Genomic DNA, 23245 nt, shown 5'->3' with positions numbered 1-23245 from the left:
TGATTCGCAACTCTGGGCTGTTGCGTAGCGCCTGAGTCGGCACGATGTTGCGACTCGCCATGAGCCAGTTCGAGCGCACTTCCGTCACGGCCGTTCTGGGACCCACCAACACCGGCAAGACGCATCTCGCCGTCGAACGGCTGACCGGCCATGCCAGCGGCATGATCGGCTTCCCGCTGCGGCTGCTCGCGCGCGAAGTCTATGACCGAGTGGTACGGATCAAGGGGCCGCGCGAAGTTGCGCTGATCACCGGTGAGGAGAAGATCTGCCCACCGGGCGCACGCTGGTTCCTGTGCACGGCCGAATCGATGCCGATCGAAAGGGAGGTGGCGTTCGTCGCGCTCGACGAAGCGCAACTCGGCGCCGATCCGGAGCGCGGCCATGTGTTTACCGATCGTCTGCTGCGCGCACGTGGTCGGGAAGAGACGATGCTCCTCGGCTCGGATGCGCTGCGGCCGATGATCAAGGCGCTGGTGCCGGAAGCGGAGATCCTCTCGCGGCCGCGCTTCTCGACGCTCAGCTATGGCGGCGCGCGCAAGCTTTCTCGGCTGCCGAGACGTTCGGCGGTGGTCGCGTTCAGCGCCGAGGAAGTCTATGCCGTTGCGGAGGCGCTGCGGCGTCTGCGCGGCGGCGCGGCGGTGGTGATGGGTGCGCTGTCGCCTCGCACCCGCAATGCGCAGGTCGCGATGTTCCAGGCAGGCGAAGTCGACTATCTGGTAGCGACCGATGCGATCGGCATGGGCCTCAACATGGATGTCGCCCATGTCGCCTTCGCCTCGCTCCACAAGTTCGACGGGCGGCGCCGGCGACGGCTAACCCTGGCCGAAATGGCGCAGATCGCAGGGCGCGCGGGGCGGCACCAGAAGGACGGCACGTTCGGCGGACTGCACGAACAGGGGCCCGGCGCCTTCACCCCGGAAGAAGTGCTGGCGATCGAGGGGCATCAGGTGCCGAGGCTGGAACGGCTCTACTGGCGCGACGGCGAACCCGATTTCGCGAGCATCGACGCGCTGGTCGCGAGCCTCGAGGCCGGACCACGCGATGCAGTGCTGCGCGCGGCGCCCGAAGCAGTCGATCTTGCGGTGCTCAAGCGGCTCGCCGAGCAGGATTGGGTGCGCGCCCGGGTGCGTTCGCCCGCGATGGTGAAGCGGCTGTGGGCGGCATGCGGGCTCCCCGATTTCCGCAAGCTGGGGGCCGATCCGCACGCCCGCTTCGTCGGTCGGCTCTTCACGCATTTGTCCGAAGCAAATGGTCATGTGCCGCACCAGTGGTTCGCCGACGAGATCGCCCGGCTCGATCGCGTCGAGGGCGATGTCGAGACGCTTGCCGGGCGGATCGCGGCGGCGCGCAGCTGGGCCTATATCGCGCAACGCGCCGATTGGCTCGCCGAGCCCGCGCACTGGGCCGAGCGCACACGTGCGATCGAGGAGCGCCTCTCGGACGCGCTGCACGCGAGCCTCACGCAACGCTTCGTCGATCGCCGAACCACGATGCTGCTGCGCCAGATTGGCGCCGATGCCTCGAACCTGCCGGTGACGATCGGACCCGGGGGTGAAGTGAGCGTGGAGGAGCATCACCTCGGCCATCTCGAGGGCTTCCGCTTCAGAGTGGCGGCGGACGCCACGGCGGCGGACAAGCGCATGCTGCTCGCAGCGGCCGAGAAGCGGCTCGGCCGCGAGCTGCACCGGCGCGGCGTGGCGCTCGCCGAGGCGACGGATGATGCGCTTGCGCTTGCGCCATCCGATGCGGGCGATCGATCGATCCTCTGGGGAGCGACGCGCGTCGCGATCCTGGAGCGCGGCCTGACGCTCACCACCCCCAAGATCGTGCTCGACCGCACGCTCGACGTGCTCGAACCACCGCAGCGCGCGGCAGTCCAGCAGCGACTGGATCGCTGGTTCGCGAGCCAGATGGCAGCGCATCTGCCGCCGCTGGCCCAGCTCGATTCGATCACGCGTGATCCAGCTGCCGGGGCGCCGCTCCGGGCAGTGGCGACTGCGCTGCTCGATGCGGGCGGGCTGCTGCCGCGCCGTGCCATCGCGGCGCAGATCGAGGCGCTGGATGCGCCTGCGCGCACGCGGTTGCGCAGCATCGGTTTCACCATCGGCACGCTCGACCTGTTCGCACCCGCCCTGCTCAAGCCCGCAGCGGCCCGCTGGCGCCGGCTGCTGATGGGAATCGTCGAAGCGCCGCGCGAAGGCGCTACCGTGCTCCCGCGCGGCGACTCCGGCGCCGATCTGGCGCATGGATTTCGACCGCTCGGGCAGCAGGCGGTGCGAATCGATATGGCGGAACGCGTGGCGCGCGCCGCCCATGAAGCGCGCGAGGGGCGCAAGCCATTCGTCCCCGATCCGGCACTCGCGACGTCGATCGGCATGCAGCCGGCGACGCTCGCGCGGCTGATGGCGCAACTCGGCTTCCGCACCGCACGCAGCCGCGAAGGCGAGCCGCAGCGCTGGGTCTGGAAGGGACTCGTGCCGCCGCGCGCGCCCGAGGCGGCGCCGCGCGACGGGCCGTTCGCCGCGCTGGCCGAACTGGGCCTGCGCAATGGCTGACCGGCGGCCGGACGCGACGATGCGTCTCGATCGATTTCTCTGGTGGTCCCGGATCTCGGCGTCGCGAACCTATGCGCGCGCGCTGGCGGAGGGCGGGCGGCTGCGCATCAACGGCCGCCGCGTCGATCGGGCGCATGTCCCGGTGCGTGTCGGCGACATTCTGGCGTTCGTCACGCATCTCGGGAAGGTGCGGGTCGTGCGCATTGAGGCGCTGCCCGCGCGGCGGGGTCCGCCCGCCGAAGCAGCCGCGCTTTACACCCCTCTCGAAACCCTTGCGTCCAAGGCCGTTGACGCGCCCGGAGCGGATGCATAGCAGGGAAAACCCTTCGCGAGTGGAGCCGATCGACCCATGACCTATGTCGTCACCGACGCCTGCATCCGGTGCAAGTACATGGATTGCGTCGAAGTTTGTCCGGTCGACTGCTTCTACGAAGGCGAGAATATGCTCGTCATCAATCCCAGCGAGTGCATCGACTGCGGCGTGTGCGAGCCCGAATGCCCTGCCGAAGCGATCCTGCCGGATACCGAGAACGGCCTGGAGCAGTGGCTCGAGCTCAACAAGACCTATTCCGAGCAGTGGCCGAACGTCACGTCGAACAGCGGTCAGACGCCCGACGATGCCGACGAGCACAAGGGCGAAACGGGCAAGTTCGAGAAGTATTTCTCGCCCGAGCCCGGCAGCGGCGACTGAGCTGGGCGGCGGGTCGCACGCCCTTCGAAAAATTCTCCCGACTGGGCCCATGAGACGCACTTTTCCGCGCTCGCTCGGGTGCTCCACGCTGGTAATTTTATTACGGCTATGTTAAACGGGCTGCGTCGCGGCAGGGATTCGCCTCTGCCCGAGGACGTATGAGTAAGGTGCCCCGTCTGCGCCTGCCCGGGTCGGCTAACCGAAGCGGGTGGAGACTGCAATCCCCGGGGCCGTGTTCACGGAAAGGCTACACGCACATGGCTGCCAAGGCGCTGTCCTTCGATGTCGGCGATTACGTCGTTTACCCCAAGCACGGCGTAGGCCGTGTGATCGAGCTGCAGAAACAGGAAATCGCGGGCATGCAGCTCGAGCTCTATGTGCTGCGGTTCGAGAAAGAGAAAATGACGCTGCGCGTTCCGACCAACAAGGCGGAAAGCGTCGGCATGCGCAAGCTCTCCTCGGACAAGACGCTGAAGGAAGCTCTCGACACGCTCAAGGGCAAGCCGAAGGTGAAGCGTACCATGTGGTCGCGCCGCGCCCAGGAATATGAGGCGAAGATCAATTCGGGCGACCTCGTGTCGATCGCCGAAGTGGTCCGCGACCTGTTCCGCGCCGACGATCAGCCCGAGCAGAGCTACTCCGAGCGCCAGATCTTCGAGGCCGCGGCAAGCCGCCTGGCCCGCGAACTGGCCGCGATGGAGGAAGTCGACGAGCCTGCCGCGCTCCAGAAGATCCTCGAGATCCTGAACAAGGCCGCGGCGATCCACAATCAGAACAAGGAAAAGACCGCGGCCTGAGCCGCGGCGTCGAATCCGGGAAGCAGGAGGGGCGGCCGGCGACGGCTGCCCCTTTTCTTCACGCTCGCCAAGGTGTATTGCATCTACAATACACAATCGGAGGAATGCCAATGCGTGCCTTAGCCGCCATCATCCTTCTGCCGCTGGCCGCCTGCGGCGGCCCCGGCGCCGAACGCGAGGCACCCGCCGTGTCCAATGGCGGCACTGCGGAAGTTCGCAACTTCGACGCGAGCAATTTCACCGGCGTCGAGCTACGGGGATCGGACGATGTCGACGTCGCGATCGGCGAACGGTTCGCAGTGCGCGCCGAGGGCGATGCCCGCGCGCTCGATCGTCTGGAGATCGAGGTGGTCGACGGCATGCTCCGCATCTCGCGGCGCAGCTCGAACGGCAACTGGTTTTCGGATGACGATGCACACGTCTATGTGACGATGCCGCGGATTACCGCCGCCAGCGTCAGCGGATCGGGCAACATGCGGGTCGCGAGGGCCGAAGGCGATTTTCGCGGCGCCGTTTCCGGTTCCGGCGACCTGGACCTCGCGGAGCTGGCGACCGAACGCGCCGAACTATCGGTTTCCGGCTCGGGGGACCTCAGTGCGGCGGGGCGCACGCGCGCTCTCGATGCTTCAGTGTCCGGCTCGGGCGACATCGATGCCGAGCGGCTCACCGCCGATGCGGCACAGGTTTCGATCGCCGGCTCGGGCGACGTCAGCGCGAATGTCGATGGCGACGCCTCAGTCTCGATCGCGGGTTCGGGCGATGCCGAGCTGGGTGCAAATGCGCGCTGCTCGGTGCGGGCGAACGGCTCCGGCTCGGCGCGCTGCGGCTGAACGGGAGTTGCACGCGGGCGGGCAAGGGTGCGATGCCGTCGCCATGCGCCGCCTGCTGCCCGTACCGCTGTTCCTTCTGCTGCTGATTTCGGCGGCGGCGCCCCAGGACCGTACCTATCTCATCTCCGGGTTCGAACGGGTTCGAGTCGATGGCCCGTTCGAGGTGCACGTCACCCCCGGCATGACCGCCAAGGCCCGCGCACGCGGCGGGCGGCGGGCGCTGGAGGCGCTCGACGTGCACGTGTCCGGCTCGACGCTGGTGGTGAGCGGCGGCAGCGACCCGGCGGCCGGTGGACGTGATTCCGCGGGAGCCTCGCCGGTCGTCGAGGTGGAGGTGCCGCGGCTGCGCGCGGCATCCGTGAACGGCGGCGGCGTGCTGCACATCGCCGAAATGCACATGCCGCGGGCGGAGGTGAGCGTGAACGGCGCCGGCACTGTCGAAGTGGCGGACGTGCGCGCCGAAGACCTGTCGGCGACTCTGATCGGCACCGGCCGGATCGCCCTTGCCGGAACAGCAGGGGAAGCGCGCCTCCGCTCGAACGGCGCCGGATCGATCGACGCGCATGCGCTCGAGGCGGGCGACGTGTCGATCGTCGCCGAGACCACCGGCCCGATCACGGCGCACGCCCGTTATTCGGCGCGCGTACTCGCACGGTCACTGGGAACGGTGGCGATCGCCGGCCCGGGCCAGTGCCGCATTTCCGGTCCCGCGCCGGTATCGTGCGAAGGCGGGATCGAAGGGCGGCGCTGAAGGGCTTCAGGCGGCGAGCGGAAAGCGCAGCAACCGATCGGCGACGGGCACCAGCGCCTGGCCCGGCTCGCCCAATGCACGCGCGATTTCCGGATCATGCGCATCGAGTCCGCCGGTCAGTGCCCCGAACGCCGCAAGGATCAGCTTGCTGCGGCTCGCCACGAAGCACCGGCGCGCCACCTGGCGTCCGCGCACGGTGACGCGCAGCTTGGGATGGAAATGCCCGGAAAGCTCGGGCCGCCGCTCGGACGGATCGGCGATGTGGCGCAGCAGCAGCCCGTCGACTTCGGCTTCGTCGCACACCGCTCCGCCGCAGTGATCGACATAGACGGCGTCGTGATTGCCGGTGATCCAGGTCCAGCGCAGCCGGGCGGTGAGCGCCGTCAGCCGCTCGCGTGCGGCGGCAGGCAGGCGGGCGCAGCCTTCGGGATCATGGAAGCTGTCGCCCAGGCACCAGAGTTCCTCGGCGCCGGTCCGCGCGACCAGCGCTTCGACCTGGCCGAGAGTCGCGAGCGAATCATAGGGCGGCAGCATCTGTCCGCGCGCGGCGAACCAGCTCGCCTTTTCGAGGTGCAGGTCCGCGAGCAGCAGCGCACGGCGCTCGGGCCAGAAGAGCGCGGCCTCCGGAAGCGCCAGCAGCGTGTGGCCTGCGAACGAAAAGGGAACCATGGCACTCGCTATCGCCACCGTCCCGGCAGCGGTCAACAGCGAATGATCGGCACACGGCGGTCGTCGATCACGATCGTCCCACGGTCCGCCCCAGTGCGCTCGATGCGATAGCTGCGGACTTCGGGTTCGCCGCCGCCGGCCTCACTGTCCTCATCCGGCTCGAAGCGCTCGGTGATCCGTTCGGTCACGGTGTCGCCGTCGAGCGTCCAACTGCCCGTATCGCCTGCATTGGCGACGCTGCCGTCGGCATCGTAGCGCACGAAGAAGTCGCTGGCGCAGCTGCCCTCATAGGACCATGCGCCGATCAGCCAGTCGCGTAGCGGCGCGGCGCTCCCCGCCTCCGGCCGATGCGCGGCCGGTGCGGCAACGGCAGGCAACAGGGCTTCGCTGGGGAGTTCGGTCTTGGTCTCGGCCTCGGTTGTCGATGCAGGCGCATCGGCCGAACAGGCGGAAAGACCAGCGAGCAGAATTGCGGCAGGAAACAAGCGACGGATCATCACGCGGCCCCCACAAGCGCAGCGGCGCCATTCTACCGCAAGGCAGCTTCCCCCGGTAGCTCCCGCGAACGATTTCAGCCTCGCGTCACTCCGTTGCCACAGCCACGTCACGGCGCGCAGCGGCCCGTGATGCACCGATCTCCGCGAGTATCCGGACCCAGGAGCGAATGCCCTTTTGGAAGCTCTTGAGCTCGTATTTCTCGTTGGGGGAGTGGATATTGTCGTCGTTGAGCGCGAAACCGGCCATCACCGTGTCCATCCCCAGAATCCGCGCGATCGAATTGACGACGGGGATCGAGCCGCCCGAGGCAAGCAGCGCCGATTTGCCCCATTCCGCGTCCAGCGCCGCCTGTGCAGCGGCGAGCGGCGCGCTGTCGGCAGCGAGCCGGATGGCACGGGAGCCGCCGCGCGGGTTGAAGCTGGCCGAACAATCGGCGGGCAGCCGATCGCGGACATGCTGCTCGAACGCGCTCCACACCTGATCGGGATCCTGATCGCCGACGAGCCGGAACGAGACCTTGGCATGCGCCTGCGCCGGAATGACGGTCTTGAAGCCTTCACCGGTATAGCCGCCCCAGATCCCGTTTACTTCGGCGGTCGGCCGTGCCCAGCTCTGCTCGAGCGCATCGATGCCTTCCTCACCCGCCGGGACGCTCAGACCGACTTCGCCGAGAAAGTCCGAGGCGTCGAAGCCGAGCTTCTTCCACGCGGCGCTGACCTGCGGCTCGACCGGGTGAACCCCGTCGTAAAAGCCGGGCAGCGTCACGCGACCCTCGGCATCCTTCAGCTCCGCGAGGATGTTCGCCAGCACCGCGATCGGATTGCGTGCGGGGCCGCCGTACAGACCCGAATGCAGATCACGCGACGCTGCCTGGATCGTCACTTCGCCCGCCGCCATGCCGCGCAGCCCGATGGTGAGCCCCGGCGTGTCGCGATCCCACATGCCGGTATCGCAGATCAGCGCGAAATCGGCGGTCAGTTCCTCGGCATGGGCGTGGAGGAAGGGTTCGAGGCTCTCGGAGCCCGATTCCTCCTCGCCTTCGAAGAGGATCGAAACGCGGCAGGGCAGCGCGCCCGTCGTCCCCTTCCACGCCCGGCAGGCCTCGATGAAAGTCCGCAGCTGGCCCTTGTCGTCGCTGGCACCGCGACCGGTGATCGCCCTGCTGCCGTCGGCGCGCGTTTCGATCGCCGGATCGAACGGATCGCGCTTCCACAGCTCGAGCGGATCGGCCGGTTGCACGTCATAATGGCCGTAGAACAGCACATGCGGCCCCGGCCCCTCATGGTGCGCGACCACCATCGGATGGCCGCCGGTCGGCGCGACCCGCGCGTCGAAGCCGAGTTCGCCCAGTTCCTGCGCCAGCGCTTCGGCGGCGCGGCTACAGTCTTCGGCATAGGCGGGATCGGTCGATACGGAGGGAATCCGCATCAGCGCGAACAGCCGCTCCAGGCTGTCGTCGAGGTGCGAGTCGGCAAAAGCGAGCGCGGCGTCGGTCTGCTGCTGGGTCATCCCCGACACCTAGGTCGTGCCTTGCCCCGGGACAAGGCGCCGGCAAGCGCGGCGCGGAGAGAAGTCTGGCGCACCCGACAGGATTCGAACCTGTGGCCTCTGCCTTCGGAGGGCAGCGCTCTATCCAGCTGAGCTACGGGTGCGTGGTGCATGCGCCTAGCAAAGCCCGCGGCGGTGCGCCAGACGTTTCGATTCACTCGGCCGCCGCCCGCTCGACCGGCTGGAACATGCCGAGGCCGCAGGTCGGGCCGCCGCTGAGCCCCGGCGACCGGAGCACCTCGATCGTATCGACCGAGCAGAGCTGGCCGGTCGAGGTGCGATAGGAAAACCGCTCCTCGAAGCCGAGGCCCGGGCATGCCAGCGGCAGCTCGTTGCGGAGCACCCGGCCGTCGCGGAGCACGAAATTGATGATCCTGTCGCCATGCACCTCTGTACGACGGATCTGGGTGAGCGCGACGCAATTGCGCGGCGCGCCGGTGGGCGTCGCCGCCGGAGCCTCCGCCTGCTGGCTTGCCGCACCGGGAGCGGCGGCGAACAGAATGGCGGCGGGGATCAGCACGATGCGCATGTCACTTTCCTCCTGGCGCCGGCTTGCGGCGCGCCTCGGGCGGCGGGGTCTTTGGACGGAACGCACAGAGATCGGCAACGATGCAGCGCCAGCATTCGGGTGTGCGCGCCTTGCAGACATAGCGGCCGTGCAGGATCAGCCAGTGATGGGCATGGAGGCGGAAGGGAGCGGGCACCACCTGCTCCAGCTTCTTTTCCACGGCCAGCACCGTCTTGCCGGGCGCGAGCTTCGTCCGGTTCGAGACGCGGAAGATGTGGGTATCGACCGCGAAGGTCTCGTGCCCGAACGCCGTGTTCATCACCACATTTGCGGTCTTGCGGCCGACACCGGGAAGCCGCTCCAGCGCGTCGCGGTCCTCGGGCACGGCGCCGCCATGGTCGGCGATCAGCGCTTCGCTGAGCGCGATGACGTTCTTCGCCTTGGTGTTGAACAGGCCGATCGTCTTGATGTGCTCCTTGAGCCCCTCCTCGCCCAGCGCCACCATCTTCTCCGGGGTATCGACCTGCGCGAAGAGGCGCCGGGTTGCCTTGTTCACTCCCGCGTCGGTCGCCTGCGCCGAGAGGACGACCGCGACGAGCAACGTATAGGTGTTGACCGATTCGAGCTCGGTTTCCGGATGCGGATTGGCTTCGGCCAGCCGCGCGAAGAAATCGACGACGTCGGCCTTCTTCACATGCCCAGCACCTGATCCATGGTGTAGCGCCCCGCCGGCTGATCCGCGAGCCACAGCGCCGCCCGTACCGCACCGCGCGCGAAGATCGCGCGATCCTCGGCGATATGGCCCAGCTCGATCCGTTCGCCAGTGCCCGCGAAGATCACATGGTGATCGCCCGCGACAGTGCCGCCGCGCAGCGAGGCGAAGCCGATCGTGCCGTCGGCGCGTGCGCCGGTGAGGCCTGCACGGCCGATCACGCTCGCTTCGCCGAGCGACGTGCCCAGCCCCTCGGCGGCGGCCTCGCCGAGCAGAATCGCCGTTCCCGACGGCGCATCGACCTTGTTGCGATGATGCATCTCGACGACTTCGATGTCCCACTCGCTCCCGAGCCGCGCCGCCGCCTCGCGCACCAGATGCGCGAGCAGCGTGACGCCGAGCGACGTATTGCCGGTCTGAAGCACCCCGATGTCCTGCGCCGCTTCGTCGAGCATCGCCTGGTGCCGCTGGCCCAGGCCGGTGGTGCCGACGACGATCGGCGTGCCGCCCGCGCGGGCGGCGGCAAGGTGCGCCTCGAGCGCGGCGGGCGTGGAAAAATCGACCAGCGCGTCGCACGTCCGGGCGAGCGGCGCGGGATCGTCGCCGATATCGGCACCCCCGGCGACGCGCACGCCAAGGCCCGGCGCCTCCTCGGCGATCGCACGTCCCATCCGCCCGAGGCTGCCGTAGATCCCGATCGTCGTCATAGCCGCGGATTCCCGTCGAAGGTCACACTAAGGTCGCACCTCAACGCGCGCGTGCGGGCCCGCGCGCGCAGGCGCGCGAGGCGTATGCGATCGGACGGGGCCGGTCGCAACGACGAGTGATACAGTGCCATGCTCCGCTCCATGACACAGGCCGGGGGCTGTAGGACAGAGGGAATGCAGGGGTTGCGCGGGCGCAACCGCTGTTCGAAGACACGGGCATGGACGACCCCATCCGCAACATCGTGATCCTGACCGGCGCCGGCATCTCTGCGGAGAGCGGCGTCGCAACCTTTCGCGGGCCGGGCGGACTATGGGAAGGCCATCGTGTCGAGGACGTCTGCACGCCACAGGCGCTGCGCCGCGATCCCGAGCTGGTGCACCGTTTCTACGACGAGCGGCGCGCGAAGCTGGCGAGCGTGCAGCCAAACCCGGCGCATAGCGCGCTGGCGCGGCTCGATGCCGAATGGAGCGGCGAGCTGCTGATCGTGACGCAAAATGTCGACGATCTGCACGAGCGCGCCGGAGCGAGGCGGCTGATCCATATGCACGGCGCGCTGCGATCGGCGCTGTGCGCGATGTGCGGCGCGCGGCAAGGCTGGGAGACGGCGCTACCGCCGGGCACCGACTGCACGGGCTGCGGCGAGGCGATGCTGCGGCCCGACATCGTCTTCTTCGGTGAGATTCCCTATCAGATGGATGCGATCGCGGCGGCGCTGGACGCGGCCGATCTGTTCGTTTCGATCGGCACGTCGGGCGCGGTCTATCCGGCTGCGGGCTTCGTGCAGGAGGCACGGAGGAGCGGCGTCCGCACGCTCGAACTCAACCTCGAGCCGAGCGAGGGCAGCCATTGGTTCGACGAGAGCCGCCAGGGGCCGGCGGGGGTGCTGGTGCCGCAATGGGTCGACGAGGTTCTGGGAGGCGAGTAACCGCTCGTCTCGAGCACGGTCGAGGGACGTGCCGAGTGCGCTCCGCCCCAATGGTGTCTCGACCTCGCGCGACAAGAGCGGAAATTGACGCGCCGCGTGAGGCGCCCCCTCCACCAGCCTGTCTAGGCCGCCTGGGTTTCGCAGTCGCTGTCGCCTTCGTCCTCGGGCCTGTCGGAAAGGCCCTGCCGGGCGCGGCGATCGACGATCAGCTCGAAGATGTCGGGGCGGGCGTGATGGCCATCGGCGTCGAGCGTCGCGAGGTTGAACTCGATTTCGGACAGATCGAGCGTCTGGTGCAGCATCTCGGGTTCGTGGCCGGCCCGGGCGAGCACGACGCCGTCGGGAGCGACGATCGCGCTGCCGCCGTGCTGAAGCCGCCCCTGGGGCATGCTCTGGAGCAGCGCCCTGCCCGCGGCGTTGCCGCCGACCATCTCGAGCCCGTCGAGCAGATCCTGCCGATCCTGCACGGCGCCCGCGGCCAGCACGAAGCAGCGGCCCTCGTACGCATAGTGGCACGAGGCCATGAGATGGAGATCCTGCACCGCCGGCCAAGCGGCGACATGCACCGATTCGGCGCTGTGGTGCATCGCCGCGCGGGCGAGCGGCATCCAATGCTCCCCGCTGATGAGCTGGCCGACGCTGCCCCACTTCGCTTCGTCCAGCGTCAGCGTCGATCCGTCGCCGCAACCCCAGATCATGCGTTCGGCAGGACCGGGCACCAGCTTGCGGTGAAGCATCGGCGGCGCGTTGGGCCGAAAGAGATATTGGGTGTCGAACAGGCTCGAGCGGAGGCGTTCGTGACCGCCGATCGAGATCAGCGCCCCGGTGCGGTCGGCGATTCGCTGGAGCGGCTTGAGGCGCGGGTCGCGGCCGCGCAGCGCCTGTTCGAGCAGGATCGCGTGGAGCTGCTTGGTGCCCGGATGGTCCCACAGCGCGGCTTTGGGCGCATGATCGAGCCAGAGCGGATAGCCGCCGAGGAAGGCTTCGGCGAAGGCGATCAGCTGCGCGCCGTTCGCCGCCGCCCTCTCGGCCAGTCGCGCGGCGTGCCGCACTCCCGGCTCGATGGCGAAGGGGACCGGCACATCCTGCACGATCGCGACGTTCAACGTGCGGCTCATTCGACCCAGTCCAATCCGATCTCGCGATAGAGCGAGCGATCCTCTTCCCACTTCGGGCTTACTTTCACGTGAAGATAGAGGTGAACGGGGACTCCCAGAAGACGATTGAGCTCGGCGCGGGCGCGGGCGCCGATCTCCTTGATGCGGCTGCCGCCCTTGCCGAGCACGATCGCGCGCTGGGTTTCGCGCGCGACCAGGATCTGCTGGTGGATCTCGACCGAGCCGTCGGCGCGCTCGCTGTACTTCTCGGTCTCGACCGCGCTGGCATAGGGCAGCTCGGCATGGAGCTGGAGATAGAGCTGCTCGCGCGTCACTTCGGCGGCGAGCATCCGGTCGGTCGCGTCGGAAACCTGATCCTCGGGGAAGTGCCACGGTCCGTCGGGCATGCGCGCGGCGAGCGCGGACTTGAGCTCGGCCACGCCATCGCCGGTCGCGGCGCTGACGAAGAAGGTCTCGTCGAACGGCAGCAGCTCGTTGAGCCGGGCGGCATGGCCGAGCAGGCGCGGCTTGTCGGCGATGTCGACCTTGTTGAGGATGAGCAGCTTGGGTTCGCGGCGATGCGCGAGCCGCTCGGCGATGCCCGAAACCTTGGGGCCGAGGCCGCCCTTGCCGTCGACGACGAAGGCGATCGCGTCGGCGCCCTCGGCGCCTTCCCAGGCGGCGGCGACCATCGCCCGATCGAGTCGGCGCGCCGGATCGAAGATGCCGGGCGTATCGACCAGCAGCAGCTGGGTGTCGCCTTCGATCGCGATGCCCATCAGCCGGGTGCGCGTGGTCTGCGCCTTGGGGCTGACGATCGCGACCTTCTGGCCGACGAGCGCATTGACGAGAGTGGACTTGCCGGCATTGGGCGCGCCGACCACGGCGATCAGGCCGCAGCGTGGAGTGGAGACGGAAGAATCGGGCACGATGGTTCGCTACTCAAGAGGCGGGCTGGAACAGGCTCAGCCCAGACGGATGGACGACGGGGCGAGCCCCATTCTAGGCGCGTTGCCCCGCGCTTGTCGAAGGGCGCCGTGCGGCGGCTATTTCGCCTCCAGCTCGGCGAGCAGCGCCGCCGCCGCGGCGGTCTCGGCCTCCTGCTTGTTGGTGCCCTGCGCGCGCGCCTCGGCGAGCTTGCCGATCGACACCCGGACGGTGAAGCGCGGCGCATGCCCCGGGCCCGAGCGATCGACGACTTCATATTCCGGCGGACGGCGATTGTGCGCGGCAGCCCATTCCTGGAGCGCCGACTTGGGATGCTTGGGCGCCTTGAGCTGCGCGTCGATCCGCGTGCCCCAGGCGCGGCGGACGAAGGCGCGGGCGGAATCGAGGCCGGCGTCGAGATACCAGGCGCCGATCAGCGCCTCCATCACGTCCCCGAGGACATTGTCGCTGTCGGCCGCGCCGTCGTCGCGCGCCTGCTTGCCGAGGCGCAGGTGCGGGACGACGCCGAGCTCGCGGGCGACATCGGCACAGACCGCGCCGGTCACCAGCGTGTTGAGGCGGCGCGACAGGGCGCCTTCGGGCTCGGCGGGATGGCGTTCGAACAGCCATTCGGCGACGATCAGGCCGAGCACGCGATCGCCGAGGAATTCGAGCCGTTCGTAATTGGCCGCGGCCTGGCTGCCGTGCGTCAGAGCGCGCTCGAACGGCCCGAGATCGCGGGGGCGCTCCCCGAACACCCCGGCGAGCCAGCCCCCCAGATCGGGCGTCAAAAGCCCTCCGCGATGCGATCCCACCGCGCCGCGGTGAACCAGGTCCAGGGCAGGAACCAGTTGGCGCTGCCGTCGGTCGACCAGAAGGTGACGACTGCCTTGCCCTGCAGATTTTCGAGCGGAACGAACGAGATGCCGCGCTCGGCATGGGTGAAGCGGCTGTCGGCCGAATTGTCGCGATTGTCGCCCATCAGGAACACATGGTCTTCGGGCACGGTGTAGACGATGGTATTGTCCGACCGGCGCATGCCCATGTCGAGCACTTCATAGCTGCGGCCGCCGGGCAGCGTCTCGCGATAGCGGGGGATGCGGCACACCGCCTCGCCGCTCGCGTCGACGTCGCGGAACTCGGGATCGCAGCGCTCGAGCCCGTAGTTGGGCGAGAGCGGAATGGTGAAATCGGCGATCCGCTCGCGCGGGACCGGCTGGCCGTTGAGGATGAGCTGGCCCTGGCGCATCTGCACCGTGTCGCCCGGCAGGCCGACAACGCGCTTGATCCAGTCGGTATTATCCGTCGGCGGCGCCTTGAAGACAACGACGTCGCCCCGTTCGGGCGTGTCGGGGAAGACGCGGCCGGGGATCAGCGGCAGGCTCCACGGCAGCGAATGGCGCGAATAGCCGTAGTTCCACTTGGTGATGAACAGATAGTCGCCGATCAGCAGCCGCGGCATCATCGATTCGCTGGGAATGCTGAACGGCGAGAAGATGAAGCTGCGCACGATGAAGACGACCAGCGCGAGCTTGAGCAGGAACGAGGCGAGATCACGCCATTCGCTCTTCGGCTTGGTCGCTGCCGAGTCGCGGGCGTCGGCGGGGGCGGTGTCGTCCATGGCGCAAGCTCTGCTGTGCGGGGGCCATGGCGTCAAGCGCGCGATGGGAGTGGCGGCGCCGGAAACGGGACGATAGGGGATGCGTTCGGCCTGCATCCGCAAGCCGAAAGGAGACCCGCATGGCACGCCCCGACTGGACCGACCTCAAGGCGCTGGAGCGCGTGCCGCTGACCAAGCTGTTCGCCGACGACCCCGAACGGCTGGCGCTGTTCACCGCCGATGTGGCGGGGATCCATTTCGACTGGTCGAAGACGCATCTCTCGCGCGAGGCGGTCGAGCGCTTCGCCGCGCTGGCCGATGCGATGGGGCTGGCGGCGAAGCGTGACGCGCTGTTCGCCGGCGACGTGGTGAACGCCACCGAAGGCCGCGCCGCCGAACACAGTGCCGAACGCTATGAAGGCGCCGCCGAAAGCGTCGCGCGCGCCAAGGCGCAGCACGAGCGGATGCGCGCGCTGATCGACGCGATCGAGGCCGAGGCGCTGGGGCCGGTCCGGCACATCCTGCACATCGGCATCGGCGGATCGGCGCTCGGCCCCGAGCTGCTGGTCGACGCGCTCGGCCGCGACGCGGCGCGCTACGACGTCGCGATCGTTTCCAACGTCGATGGCATGGCGCTCGAAGCGGCGATGGACGAATTCGATCCCAAGGCGACGCTGCTCGCGATCGCTTCGAAGACCTTCACCACCACCGAGACGATGCTCAACGCCGAAAGCGCGATCGCCTGGATGGCCGAAGGCGGCGTCAGCGATCCCTATGGCCAGGTAGTGGCGCTGACCGCGTCGCCCGAGAAGGCAGTCGCCTGGGGAGTCGACGAGACACGCATCCTGCCGTTCAGCGAAAGCGTCGGCGGGCGCTATTCGCTCTGGTCGTCGATCGGCTTTCCGGCGGCACTGGCGCTCGGCTGGGATGCTTTCGCCGAATTGCTGGAGGGCGCCGCCGAGATGGACCGCCATTTCCGGCTTACTCCGACGCGGCGCAACGCGCCGGTGCTCGCGGCCTTCGCCGACCTCTACTATACCCAGCTACGCGGCGCCGAGACGCGCGGCGTGTTCGCCTATGACGAGCGGCTGGCGCTCCTCCCTTCCTATCTCCAGCAGCTCGAGATGGAATCGAACGGCAAGCGCGTGACCGCAGAGGGCGCGCCGGTCGAGTGGCCGACCGCGCCGATCACCTGGGGCGGAGTGGGCACCGACGCGCAGCACGCGGTTTTCCAGCTGCTTCATCAGGGCACCCATCTGGTGCCGGTCGAATTCCTCGGCGTGGTCGAGCAGGAAGACGTGCTGTCCGAAGCGCATCACCGGCAGCTTCTGCTCAACATGTTCGCGCAAGGAGCCGCGCTGATGGCGGGGCGCGCGAACGACGATGCGGCGCGCGCCTATCCCGGCGACCGCCCTTCCTCGACACTGCTGCTCGACCGGCTCGACCCGCGCACGCTGGGCGCGCTGCTCGCCTTTTACGAGCACCGGACGTTCGTGAACGCAGTGCTGACCGGGATCAATCCGTTCGACCAGTTCGGAGTCGAGCTGGGCAAGGAAATGGCCAAGGCGGCGGATGCCGGCGACCTCGACTTCGATCCTTCGACCAACGACCTGATCGCACGAGCGCTGGGCGCATGAGCGGCGCGGCGAGCGACGGGGACTATGTCTATGACGAGGCGCGCGGGGAGTGGATTCCCACCGCCGAGGCTGCGGCCAGGGCGCACTCCGCCGAGCAGGTCGAGGTGCGCGATTCGGTGGGCAATCTGCTCGCCGACGGCGACCAGGTGACGCTCATCAAGGATCTCACGGTCAAGGGCGCCGGACAGACGCTGAAGCGCGGGACGCTGATCAAATCGATCCGCCTCACCGGCGACAGCCAGGAGATCGATTGCAAGTACGAGGGGATCAAGGGGCTGGTGCTGCGCGCGGAATTCGTGCGCAAGCGCTAGCGCCGCGCGGTTGGCATCGTGCCGCCAGCCGCCTATCTGCCGATCGACGACGCATTCGGGTGAGCCTGTCGAAAGCCCGTTTCTCCGCAAGCGCCACATCGCTGGCGGCCCGCCCCTCGACAGGCTCGGGGCGAGCGGCAGTTTCGGGGGCTCCATGGCCGAATACGACTATGATCTCTTCGTCATCGGTGCCGGTTCGGGCGGCGTACGCGCGGCGCGCGTTTCGGCCGCGCACGGCGCGAAAGTGGCGATCGCCGAGGAGTATCGCGTCGGCGGCACCTGCGTTATCCGCGGCTGCGTTCCCAAGAAGCTGCTCGTCTATGGCGCGCATTTCGCCGAGGATCTGAAGGACGCGCGCCGGTTCGGCTGGAACGTGCCCGAACCGTGCGAATTCGACTGGGCGACGCTGCGTGACAATGTCCTCTCCGAGGTCGACCGGCTCAACAAGGCCTATAGCCAGACGCTCGATAGCCATGGCGTCGAGATGATCCTCGAGCGAGCGACGGTTTCGGGCCCGAACGAAGTGACGCTGGCGAGCGGGCGCACCGTGCGCGCCGAACGCATCCTGATCGCGACCGGCGCACGGCCCTCGGTGCCTCCATGCCCGGGGCACGAACATGGCATCACGTCGAACGAAGTGTTCCACCTCGACCGCCTGCCCAAGCGCATCCTGATCGCGGGCGCCGGCTATATCGCCAACGAATTCGCCGGCATCTTCAATCAGTTCGGCACCAAGGTGACTCTGATCAACCGATCGGACGTGATCCTGCGCGGCTATGACGAATCGATCCGTGATCGGCTGCTCCAGATCAGCATGACCAAGGGGATCGACTTCCGCTTCCATGCCGAATTCCGCGGCATCGAGAAGATGGATGACGGCTGCCTGAGGGTTTCGATGACCAATCACGAGGACATGGTCGTCGATTGCGTGCTGTTCGCCACCGGGCGCGTGCCGAACACCGAGGGACTGGGGCTGGCCGAGGCCGGCGTCGAGATCGACGCCAAGGGCGCGGTGAAAGTGGATGCCGACAACCGATCGGCGGTCGAGAGCATCTATGCGGTGGGCGATGTGACCAACCGCGTGCAGCTGACTCCCGTGGCGATCCGCGAGGGGCAGGCGTTCGCCGACACGATCTACGGCGGCAAGCCGACGCGAGTCGATTACGACTGCATCCCCGCCGCGGTGTTCAGCCATCCGCCGATGGCGGGCGTGGGGATGACCGAGGGCGAGGCGAAGAACAGGCTCGGCTCGGTCAAGGTCTATACCTCCGACTTTCGCGCGATGAAGGACGTGCTTGCCGACCGGCACGAGCGGGCGCTCTACAAGATGGTGTGCGACGCGACGAACGACCGCGTGGTCGGGCTGCACATGATCGGGCCGGACGCGCCCGAAATCCTGCAGGCGGCGGCGGTCGCGGTGAAGGCGGGGCTGACCAAGGCCGACTTCGACAATACGGTCGCGCTGCACCCGAGCATGGCCGAGGAGCTGGTGCTGCTCAAATAGCCCGGCGGATCAGGGCGCTCGCCGGCGCGCTTGAGCGGGACCGGCGGCTGTGCGATGGCTTGTTCCTCGCAGACGGGGAGCGGCCGGGCGCCGGCAATGGCCAATATCGTTCAATTCGAGAATGTCGGGCTGCGCTATGGCACCGGCCCCGAGACGCTGTCGGACGTCAGCTTCGCGCTCACCACCGGCGCCTTTTATTTCGTCACCGGCGCCTCGGGGGCCGGCAAGACGTCGCTGCTCAAGCTGCTCTATCTCGCGCGACGGCCGAGCCGCGGCATCGTCCGCCTGTTCGGCGAGGACACGGTGCTGCTGCCGCGCAAGCGCCTGCCCGGCTTTCGCCGCCGCATCGGCGTCGTCTTCCAGGACTTTCGGCTCCTCCCGCACCTTTCCGCCTATGACAATATCGCCCTGCCGCTGCGCGTCGCCGGCATGCCCGAGGGCGACATCGAGGCGCCGGTGCGCGAGATGCTGGCCTGGGTGGGTCTGGAGGGACGCGGCAAGGCCAAGCCGCCCACGCTCTCGGGCGGGGAACAGCAGCGGATCGCCATCGCCCGCGCAGTGATCGGCCGTCCGGAGATTCTGGTCGCCGACGAACCCACCGGAAACGTCGATCCCGACATGGCCGAGCGGCTGCTGCACCTGTTCGATTCGCTCAACCGGCTCGGCACCACCGTCGTCGTCGCGACGCACGACTTTCATTTGCTCAACCGTATCCCGAACGCGCACATGATGCGGCTCGACAAGGGGCGGCTGAGCGACCCCACCGGCGCACTGCGCCACCCGGCCGGACCGGCGGCGTGAAGTTCAGCCTCAATCCCACCGCTCCCGACCGGCGGCTGCTCGACGCGGGGCGGCACACCCGCGCGATGCGCTGCATCATGGCGATCATGCTGTTCCTCACCGTGCTCGCGGGCGCACTGGGGCTGGGCATGGTCGCGGCGACCGCTTCGCTCGACCGGCAGCTCTCGGGCCGCCTCACCGTCCAGATCGTCGAGCCGGACGCAGACGCGCGCGACCGCGAGGCGGCGCAGATGGTGGCGGCGTTCCGCGCCCTGCCCGGCGTGGTTCGCGCCGAGGAAGTCGATCGCGAGCGGCTCGCCGAACTGCTCCGCCCCTGGCTCGGCGACGCCGGGCTCGACGCCGACCTGCCGATGCCCGCGATGATCGACGTCGACCTGGCCGACGCGGCCCCGGCAACGGCCGCGCGGGTCGAACAGACGGCGCGCGCGATCGCGCCGAACGCACGAGTCGATCGCCACGCACAATGGCTGTCGCCCGTGCGGAGTTTCATGACCACGCTCAGCTGGCTGGCGACGGGGCTGGTGCTGCTCATGGCGGTCGCGACCGCCGCGGTCGTTCTGCTGGTGGCACGATCGGGGCTGGACACGCACCGCGACACGATCGAAGTGCTCCACATGCTGGGATCGACCGATGTGCAGGTGGCGCGCCTCTTTCAGCGGCGGATCGCGTTCGATACGCTGCTCGGCGGGCTCGTCGGCGCTACGGTGGCGATCGGGCTGGTGGCATTCCTCCAGACGCGGATCGGCACGATCGGTTCGGAGATGCTGAGCGGGGTGGCGCTGCAGCAGCGCGACTGGTTCCTGCTCCTGATGCTGCCGATCGCCTTCGCGCTGCTCGCGACCTTCGCCGCGCGGACCGCGGTCCTGCGAGCGCTGGGGAAGACCTTGTGATCTGGCGACTGGCGGCGGCGGCGGTGATCGCCTGGGGCCTGGGCTTCGCGCTCTTCCTGATGTCGCTCGGCGGTCCGCTCGAGCCGCAGCGCACCGATGCGATCGTCGTGCTCACGGGCGGCCCCGGCCGGATCGATCGCGGCCTTGCGCTGATGCACCAGCGCGGCGCCGAGCGGATGCTGGTGAGCGGCGTCGCACCCGAAGTCCGCCCGCGCGAACTCGCGGCGGAGTATCAGGTCGATGATTCGCTGTTCGAATGCTGCATCGATCTGGGGCATCAGGCAGTCGACACCCGATCGAACGCCGAGGAAACCGCCGAATGGGTGCACGCCCATGGCTATCGTACGGTGCGGCTGGTGACGTCGGACTGGCACATGCCGCGCGCCCGGCTCGAGCTGCGCCACGCGCTCAACGAGGAAGTCGAGCTGATGGGCGATCCGGTGCGCACGAGCCCGCGCCTTTCGACGCTGCTGCGGGAATATCACAAATATCTCGTTCGCCGCGTCGCGCTGCTCGTCGGCGCAGGCTAGGGTAGCCGATTGCGCACCTTTCTCTTCCAGCTCGTCTTCTACGGCCTTTCGGTCCCGATCGTGCTCTGCGCGCCGCTTGCGGCGCTGTTCGGGCAGCGCGCGCTGATCGCCTATACCCACGGCTGGGCGACGTTCCTCAACTGGTGCGTGCGCGGGATCGCGGGTGCGCGCGTGGTGATCGAAGGTGCGCCGCCCCGGGGCGCGACTCTCTTCGCGGCCAAGCACGAGAGCTATTTCGAGACGCTCGAGCTCGCCCGGCGGATCGACGGCCCGGCGATCGTGATGAAGCGCGAGCTGCTGAAGATCCCCGTCTGGGGCTGGGCGTCGAAAGTCTATGGGGTGATCCCGGTCGACCGATCCGCCTCCGCCAAGGCGCTGCGGATGATCATGCGCGAGGGGCAAAAGGCGCGCGAGGCCGGCCGATCGGTGCTGATCTTTCCCGAGGGCACCCGCGTCGCGCCCGGCGAAACGCCGCCGATCAAATCGGGCTTTGCCGGGCTCTATCGTGCGCTCCAGCTGCCGGTGGTGCCGGTGGCGGTGCAATCGGGCCATGTCTGGTCCCGTGGCGGACGGATGCGCCGCGGCGTGATCCGCATCCGCTTCGGCGAGCCGTTTCCACCCGGCCTGCCGCGCGACGAGGCCGAGGCGCTGGTTCAGGCGGGGATCAACGCGCTCGACGAGGCCGAGCGCCGCTGAGCGTCAGTCGTGCGACCGGCCGAAGTCCGGCCGCGCATCGTCCTGCCCTTGCTCGAGGATGCTCCTGCGCACCGCGCGCGTGCGGCTGAACAGTTCGAACAGCTCGTCGCCCTTGCCCCATCGGATCGCCCGCTGGAGCGCCGAAAGGTCTTCGGAGAAGCGCTGGAGCATCTCGAGCACCGCCTCGCGATTGGCGAGGAACACGTCGCGCCACATCGTCGGATCCGATGCCGCGATCCGGGTGAAGTCGCGAAAGCCGCCGGCCGAATATTTGATGACCTCCGAGCGCGTGACCTGCTCGAGATCCGATGCGGTGCCGACGATCGTATAGGCGATCAGGTGCGGCAGATGGCTGGTGATCGCCAGCACCAGATCATGATGCGCCGGCTCCATCCGCTCGACCTCGGCACCCAGCCGCCGCCAGAATTCCGCCACGCGCTCCACCGCCAGCGGATCGGCGCCCTCGGGCGGCGTGACGATGCACCAGCGATGCTGGAAGAGACTCGCGAAGCCCGCTTCGGGGCCGCTCTGCTCGGTGCCCGCGACCGGATGCGCGGGAATGATCGTCGCGCCCGGCAGCGCCGCCGCCAGCGCTTCGGCGACGCTGGCCTTGCACGATCCCACGTCGCTGACGATCGCATCGGGCGGCAGATCGTCCGCGAACTCGGCGGCGGCCGCTCCCATCGCGCCGACGGGCACGCAGAGGATCACGAAATCGGCGTCGGTCACTGCCGCCCCGGCGCTGTCGGCGATATCGTCGCACAGGCCGAGCCGCTGCGCGGTATCGCGCACTTCCGCATCGGCGTCATAGCCGGTCAGCCGTACGCCAGGCATCTGCGCGCGCACGGCACGGGCGACCGACGAGCCGATCAGCCCCAGCCCGATCACGGTGACGCGGGCGAAGGGCAGCATCAGCCGCCCACGATCTCGCGCAGCGCGGCGGCGAGCCCGCGGACCTCCTCCTCCGTGCCGATGGTGATGCGCAGGCCGTGCGGCAGCCCCTGCCCGGGCAGCCAGCGCACGATGTAGCCGCGCTCCATCAGCGCCTTGTATGCGGTCTCGGCGCTCACCGCGCCTTCGAACAGCACCAGCAGGAAATTTGCCTGCGACGGCACCGCGCGCAGCCCTGCATTGCCGAGCGCCGCCACCTGCTCGTCCAGCCAGGCGCGCCACTGCGCATTGTGACGGCGGCTCTCGTCGACGAATTCGTCGGCGCCCAGCGCGGCGATCGCCGCACGCTGGCCGGCGATGGTGACGTTGAAGGGCGCGCGAATGCGATGCATCGCGTCGATCACCGGCGCCGCGGCATAGCCCCAGCCGATCCGTTCGGCGGCAAGGCCGTAGATCTTCGAGAAGGTGCGCGTCACCAGCACGTTCGGCGCCGTCTTCGCGAGCTCCAGCCCGCGGTCGTCGTCCTCCGGCGTCAGATATTCGGCATAGGCATGGTCGAGCACCAGCAGCACGCTGGACGGCAGCCCCGCGTGCAGCCGGGCGATCTCCGCGCGCGAACTGTGCGTTCCGGTCGGATTGTTCGGATTGGCGACATAGACGACACGCGTGCGATCGGTGACGCAGGCGAGGATCGCGTCGACATCGGTTGCATAGTCGCGATCGGGCGCCACCACCGGGCTTGCGCCAACGCGCCGCGCCGCGATCTCGTACACCGCGAAGCCGTAGCGGACGAAGATCACTTCGTCGCCCGGTCCGGCGAACGCGCCTGCGGCCAGGTGCAGCACTTCGTCCGATCCGGTGCCGTAGATGATCCGCGCGGGATCAAGGCCGTGCTTCGCCGCCAGCGCCTCGCGCAGCGCCGTCGCCCCCGCGTCGGGATAGCGCTCCAGATTGCCGCACGCCGCCGCAAAGGCGTCGCGAGCGGCCTCGGGCGTGCCGAGCGGGTTCTCGTTCGACGAGAGCTTGGCGGCCTTTGCGCCGCTGTCGGTGGTCGACCGCCCGGGAACATAGGGGGCGATGTCGAGGATCCAGGGTTTGGGTCGGGGTGCGCTCATGCGGGCGGATTGGCGGAACGCTTACCGGATGGCAAGGTCGCGGGGGTAGGAAGT

The 23245-nt window shown here is 68.7% G+C and carries 26 protein-coding genes and 1 tRNA gene; 14 read left to right on the top strand and 13 right to left on the bottom strand.

Translation table 11 applies throughout. The annotated features are described in order from the left end of the window. Positions 1 to 59 precede the first annotated feature (59 nt). From ACQ450_RS10730 to ACQ450_RS10705, 6 genes are all read left to right on the top strand, one after another. Positions 60 to 2555 carry a helicase-related protein gene (locus tag ACQ450_RS10730; protein ID WP_431471212.1) on the top strand — a complete coding sequence of 832 codons (2496 nt, stop codon included), beginning with the start codon at positions 60 to 62 and terminating at the stop codon, positions 2553 to 2555. Continuing rightward, positions 2548 to 2868, top strand: coding sequence for a S4 domain-containing protein (locus ACQ450_RS10725; RefSeq protein WP_431469263.1), 321 nt, complete (start codon positions 2548 to 2550; stop codon positions 2866 to 2868). Before ACQ450_RS10730 ends, ACQ450_RS10725 begins: the two co-directional genes overlap by 8 nt. 36 nt (positions 2869 to 2904) lie before the next feature. Beyond that, the gene (gene fdxA / locus ACQ450_RS10720) at positions 2905 to 3246 is read left to right on the top strand and encodes a ferredoxin FdxA (RefSeq protein WP_431469262.1); all 342 of its coding nucleotides are present in this window, start codon (positions 2905 to 2907) and stop codon (positions 3244 to 3246) included. 257 nt (positions 3247 to 3503) lie between these two features. Beyond that, complete coding sequence (locus ACQ450_RS10715; protein WP_188053481.1) at positions 3504 to 4043, top strand: CarD family transcriptional regulator; 540 nt, start codon at positions 3504 to 3506, stop codon at positions 4041 to 4043. Between the two features lie 110 nt (positions 4044 to 4153). Continuing rightward, positions 4154 to 4873, top strand: coding sequence for a head GIN domain-containing protein (locus tag ACQ450_RS10710; protein WP_431469261.1), 720 nt, complete (start codon positions 4154 to 4156; stop codon positions 4871 to 4873). 43 nt (positions 4874 to 4916) lie between these two features. Then, positions 4917 to 5624, top strand: coding sequence for a GIN domain-containing protein (locus ACQ450_RS10705; RefSeq protein WP_431469260.1), 708 nt, complete (start codon positions 4917 to 4919; stop codon positions 5622 to 5624). 6 nt (positions 5625 to 5630) lie between these two features. Here ACQ450_RS10705 and pdeM read toward each other — a convergent pair whose 3' ends face one another. From pdeM to dapB, 7 genes are all read right to left on the bottom strand, one after another. Next, complete coding sequence (gene pdeM / locus ACQ450_RS10700) at positions 5631 to 6293, bottom strand: ligase-associated DNA damage response endonuclease PdeM (RefSeq protein WP_431469259.1); 663 nt, start codon at positions 6291 to 6293, stop codon at positions 5631 to 5633. A 32-nt stretch (positions 6294 to 6325) separates the two neighbouring features. Next, positions 6326 to 6790: a hypothetical protein gene (locus ACQ450_RS10695; RefSeq protein WP_431469258.1), complete on the bottom strand. Its 465-nt coding sequence runs from the start codon at positions 6788 to 6790 to the stop codon at positions 6326 to 6328. Positions 6791 to 6875: 85 nt separating this feature from the next. Then, positions 6876 to 8300 carry a M20/M25/M40 family metallo-hydrolase gene (locus tag ACQ450_RS10690; protein WP_431471211.1) on the bottom strand — a complete coding sequence of 475 codons (1425 nt, stop codon included), beginning with the start codon at positions 8298 to 8300 and terminating at the stop codon, positions 6876 to 6878. A 66-nt stretch (positions 8301 to 8366) separates the two neighbouring features. Further along, positions 8367 to 8443: transfer RNA gene (locus ACQ450_RS10685), tRNA-Arg, on the bottom strand. Between the two features lie 50 nt (positions 8444 to 8493). Further along, a complete protein-coding gene (locus ACQ450_RS10680; protein ID WP_431469257.1) occupies positions 8494 to 8868 on the bottom strand; it encodes a hypothetical protein in 375 nt (124 codons plus the stop codon). Between the two features lies 1 nt (position 8869). Next, positions 8870 to 9541: an endonuclease III gene (gene nth, locus ACQ450_RS10675; RefSeq protein ID WP_431469256.1), complete on the bottom strand. Its 672-nt coding sequence runs from the start codon at positions 9539 to 9541 to the stop codon at positions 8870 to 8872. After that, a complete protein-coding gene (gene dapB, locus ACQ450_RS10670; protein ID WP_188053467.1) occupies positions 9538 to 10266 on the bottom strand; it encodes a 4-hydroxy-tetrahydrodipicolinate reductase in 729 nt (242 codons plus the stop codon). Before dapB ends, nth begins: the two co-directional genes overlap by 4 nt. Before the next feature lie 218 nt (positions 10267 to 10484). Here dapB and ACQ450_RS10665 point away from each other — a divergent pair, with 218 nt between their 5' ends. After that, positions 10485 to 11192 carry an NAD-dependent deacylase gene (locus tag ACQ450_RS10665; RefSeq protein ID WP_431469255.1) on the top strand — a complete coding sequence of 236 codons (708 nt, stop codon included), beginning with the start codon at positions 10485 to 10487 and terminating at the stop codon, positions 11190 to 11192. A gap of 122 nt (positions 11193 to 11314) precedes the next feature. Here ACQ450_RS10665 and ACQ450_RS10660 read toward each other — a convergent pair whose 3' ends face one another. The 4 genes from ACQ450_RS10660 to lepB form a co-directional block, all read right to left on the bottom strand. Next, positions 11315 to 12310, bottom strand: a complete 996-nt coding sequence (locus ACQ450_RS10660) for a nitrilase-related carbon-nitrogen hydrolase (RefSeq protein ID WP_431469254.1) — start codon at positions 12308 to 12310, stop codon at positions 11315 to 11317. Next, positions 12307 to 13218, bottom strand: a complete 912-nt coding sequence (gene era, locus ACQ450_RS10655; protein WP_188053461.1) for a GTPase Era — start codon at positions 13216 to 13218, stop codon at positions 12307 to 12309. Before era ends, ACQ450_RS10660 begins: the two co-directional genes overlap by 4 nt. Before the next feature lie 117 nt (positions 13219 to 13335). Next, the gene (gene rnc, locus ACQ450_RS10650) at positions 13336 to 14007 is read right to left on the bottom strand and encodes a ribonuclease III (protein ID WP_262503809.1); all 672 of its coding nucleotides are present in this window, start codon (positions 14005 to 14007) and stop codon (positions 13336 to 13338) included. Beyond that, positions 14004 to 14837: a signal peptidase I gene (lepB, locus tag ACQ450_RS10645; protein WP_431469253.1), complete on the bottom strand. Its 834-nt coding sequence runs from the start codon at positions 14835 to 14837 to the stop codon at positions 14004 to 14006. The genes rnc and lepB overlap by 4 nt, the downstream gene beginning before the upstream one ends. Positions 14838 to 14956: 119 nt before the next feature. Between lepB and pgi the strand changes: the two genes are divergently transcribed. The 7 genes from pgi to ACQ450_RS10610 all read left to right on the top strand — a co-directional run bounded on the left by pgi (position 14957) and on the right by ACQ450_RS10610 (position 21185). Then, positions 14957 to 16453 carry a glucose-6-phosphate isomerase gene (gene pgi / locus ACQ450_RS10640; RefSeq protein WP_431469252.1) on the top strand — a complete coding sequence of 499 codons (1497 nt, stop codon included), beginning with the start codon at positions 14957 to 14959 and terminating at the stop codon, positions 16451 to 16453. Then, the gene (locus tag ACQ450_RS10635) at positions 16450 to 16764 is read left to right on the top strand and encodes an alkylphosphonate utilization protein (RefSeq protein WP_431469251.1); all 315 of its coding nucleotides are present in this window, start codon (positions 16450 to 16452) and stop codon (positions 16762 to 16764) included. Before pgi ends, ACQ450_RS10635 begins: the two co-directional genes overlap by 4 nt. Before the next feature lie 154 nt (positions 16765 to 16918). After that, entirely contained in the window at positions 16919 to 18268 is a 1350-nt protein-coding gene (gorA, locus tag ACQ450_RS10630; RefSeq protein ID WP_431469250.1) for a glutathione-disulfide reductase, read from the top strand. 96 nt (positions 18269 to 18364) lie between these two features. Further along, complete coding sequence (gene ftsE / locus ACQ450_RS10625) at positions 18365 to 19069, top strand: cell division ATP-binding protein FtsE (protein ID WP_188053451.1); 705 nt, start codon at positions 18365 to 18367, stop codon at positions 19067 to 19069. Then, entirely contained in the window at positions 19066 to 19959 is an 894-nt protein-coding gene (locus ACQ450_RS10620; RefSeq protein WP_431469249.1) for a cell division protein FtsX, read from the top strand. Before ftsE ends, ACQ450_RS10620 begins: the two co-directional genes overlap by 4 nt. Next, positions 19956 to 20489, top strand: a complete 534-nt coding sequence (locus tag ACQ450_RS10615) for a YdcF family protein (RefSeq protein WP_188053447.1) — start codon at positions 19956 to 19958, stop codon at positions 20487 to 20489. Before ACQ450_RS10620 ends, ACQ450_RS10615 begins: the two co-directional genes overlap by 4 nt. A gap of 9 nt (positions 20490 to 20498) precedes the next feature. Then, positions 20499 to 21185, top strand: a complete 687-nt coding sequence (locus tag ACQ450_RS10610; RefSeq protein ID WP_188053445.1) for a lysophospholipid acyltransferase family protein — start codon at positions 20499 to 20501, stop codon at positions 21183 to 21185. Between the two features lie 3 nt (positions 21186 to 21188). Here the strand turns inward: ACQ450_RS10610 and ACQ450_RS10605 are convergent, their stop codons facing one another. Further along, a complete protein-coding gene (locus tag ACQ450_RS10605; protein ID WP_188053443.1) occupies positions 21189 to 22097 on the bottom strand; it encodes a prephenate/arogenate dehydrogenase family protein in 909 nt (302 codons plus the stop codon). Next, entirely contained in the window at positions 22097 to 23191 is a 1095-nt protein-coding gene (gene hisC, locus ACQ450_RS10600) for a histidinol-phosphate transaminase (RefSeq protein WP_431469248.1), read from the bottom strand. The genes ACQ450_RS10605 and hisC overlap by 1 nt, the downstream gene beginning before the upstream one ends. Positions 23192 to 23245 lie beyond the last annotated feature (54 nt).

Origin of the sequence: Sphingosinithalassobacter sp. LHW66-3 (assembly GCF_050703275.1) — a bacterium.
Lineage (GTDB): Bacteria > Pseudomonadota > Alphaproteobacteria > Sphingomonadales > Sphingomonadaceae > Sphingomonas.
The sequence above is the reverse complement of the archived record's forward strand: the minus strand, read 5'-3'. Positions and strand labels throughout refer to the sequence as shown.